Genomic DNA, 2475 nt, shown 5'->3' with positions numbered 1-2475 from the left:
GGAAAGCCTGATACTGTGAAGGGTGATGCAATAATAGCATTTGTTACATTAAAGGACGGCTATGAAAAATCCTCGGAATTAATAGAGAAAATAAAGAGGAAGGTTAGAAATGACCTTGGCCCAATAATGGTTCCCGAAGAGATACACATAGTGAATTCACTTCCAAAGACAAGGTCAGGAAAGATAATGAGGAGGCTTATAAGGTCCGTTTATCTTGGTGAAGAATATGGGGATACAAGCACCCTGGAAAATGAGGCCTCATTAAATGATATTAAGAGCATAAAGATCAGATGATTATTCAAATATTAAATAACCACCAGAATTTCTCCATACCATATGTTTTCTTTCTGGAAGCACTGTTTTATTGGAAAGACCAAAAACAAAGGATTCATACTCGCCTCCCTCGCCAGCTATATTTATTCCATATTTTTTGTGCAAATCCTTTAAATGCTGTAAATATTCATTATTAATTTCCTTGCCCAGATCATTTTGTGTGAAACCCTCGGCTGATACTGAAACAATCATTGCCCTTATATTCCTTAATAAAAGTTCATTTATTACCGTTTCCTGATCAAGGCGCCATAAGGGCGAGTATACTATAACATTATTTTTATAACAATTTTTTTCAATTCTTGTTTTTTGGTAATCCGATGCAATTGCCCCTGTAACGAGTGCCAAATTCTCAAGGCTACCAAGATAATCCTCAAACTCTTCCTCCCTAATGTATTTTATTTTAATTCCAAGAAGGGATGCAGCATGCCGTGAATTCTCTGCATTTGGATAATGAAACATCATTGAATATTCCTCCGGTATTATTGTAATTCCATACTCTATTTCATATCCCTGTTCAAGGGCAATCATTGCTGAAAGGAAGGAGTCCTTGCCTCCTGAAAATAGTGAAACTGATCTCATAAAGGCTGATTATATTCATGCTGATAATATTATTGTTAATATTAAAAAGCAAGAAAAACAATTAGTAAGCAAAAAAGTATTAATATTAAGATAAAATTTAAAGGTGTGAGGCTGTGAGGTTCATATATATTTATTTAATTTTAACAATTCTTGCGATTCTATCATTTATTTATTATGTTTTAAATGTTTATTATGCAGAGAAATACAGACCTGAGATAAGCAATAAAAAGCCTGATATTTCTGAGGCAACCATATTAATTCCGGTTTATAATGAGGATGAAAATATTTTTAGAAATGTCTTAAGGAGTGTTAAATCACAGGGAGTAAAATTCATTGTGGTCGGTGATGCGTGCAATGAACCATATAAATCCATAACAGAGGAATACGGAGGTAAATTCATTCTTCTGGAACAGCACGGTGGAAAAAGAGCCGCCATGGTGGAGGGAATCAAACATATAAATACAAAATATGTTATGTTTCTTGACAGTGATACAGAACTGCCAGATAATGCAGTGTATGATGTTCTTAAATATTTTAATAAGAATGTTGGTGGCGTTAGTGTTAATATCAGGATTAGAAATAATGGAAATAAAATATCATATGCATCAGAATTTATAGAAAGAACTAGGGAGATAGTATTCAGGGCAATGTCATACCATGGAAGTATAATGATAGCGGTGGGCAACTGTGCTACATATAAAACGGGTATAATCAAACCGTTTTTGCTATCAGATGAATTCAAAAATAAGCATGTGATGGGCAGAAAAACCGTTCTTGGTGATGATATTCAGATAACCAGTTACCTTATTAAAAATGGCTATAAGGTTGTTAAGGATTACAACGTTACAGTAGAGACATCAGCTCAGGACAATTTTAAAAAATTTATTCATCAGCAAATCAGGTGGGCAAAAAATGGATGGTACTACTTTTTTAAAAATCTTTCCAACGGTACAACAAAAAAGGCCGGGTGGTTCTATGCATTTAATGTGCTTTATTTATACATAGTGCCTGTGGCCGGTTTCCTCTTATTGCTTTACAGGCTTTATTTTATGACCATACATTTTGGATATTATGATTCATTAACCCTGCACAGGTTTTTAAGACACATTATGTTCCAGATACTTCCACTGGAGCTGACACATAAAATTAGAAATCCAGCGGTGATATTTTATGCTCTTAACAAACTCTTTATAGATTTTCTTGGAATAGCTGGTAACTCTATATTTGTTATGGCTGTAATGGCAAGGGTACCAAAGGAAAGGCTTAGAACAATATCATATGGTGCTCTTGGAATCCTGATAATGTTCTTTGCGAATCTTTATGGACTTTTAACATTCTGGAAGCAATCAAAATGGGCAACAAGATAAAATGATATTCCCTAAGGGCATAAATTACATCCAGTTCAGGTCCACTGTTTTTTATGTGAGCTACCTCATGCCAAGGCAATGAGGCTTCCTGATTCATCGACCACACTTATCCTTACATACGGGCTTATATTAATCCCTTCAGGGACAGAGGTGAAGGTCTCCACAGGCGTAAATTCCCTATGCTCCACAGGTACAT

General features: G+C 35.0%; 3 protein-coding genes. 2 read left to right on the top strand and 1 reads right to left on the bottom strand.

Annotated features, from left to right (window positions below; translation table 11 throughout):
• On the top strand, positions 1-294 hold a 294-nt coding region (locus tag AOG55_RS06335), incomplete at its 5' end, for an AMP-binding enzyme (RefSeq protein ID WP_449222423.1).
• Here AOG55_RS06335 and AOG55_RS06330 read toward each other — a convergent pair.
• Positions 295-912, bottom strand: a complete 618-nt coding sequence (locus AOG55_RS06330) for a diphthine--ammonia ligase (protein ID WP_054963868.1) — start codon at positions 910-912, stop codon at positions 295-297.
• 113 nt (positions 913-1025) lie between these two features.
• On the opposite strand from AOG55_RS06330, the gene AOG55_RS06325 reads away from it, so the two are divergent.
• Positions 1026-2279, top strand: a complete 1254-nt coding sequence (locus tag AOG55_RS06325) for a glycosyltransferase family 2 protein (protein WP_055041049.1) — start codon at positions 1026-1028, stop codon at positions 2277-2279.
• Positions 2280-2475 lie beyond the last annotated feature (196 nt).

This window comes from Acidiplasma cupricumulans (assembly GCF_001402935.1).
Lineage (GTDB): Archaea > Thermoplasmatota > Thermoplasmata > Thermoplasmatales > Thermoplasmataceae > Acidiplasma > Acidiplasma aeolicum.
Note: the sequence above shows the minus strand (reverse complement) of the source record. Positions and strands in the feature narration are given on the sequence as shown.

What these genes read in the sequence shown, in the direction of transcription:
- AOG55_RS06330 (WP_054963868.1), bottom strand. Translation starts at nt 912, where the DNA reads ATGAGATCAGTTTCACTATTTTCAGGAGGCAAGGACTCCTTCCTTTCA.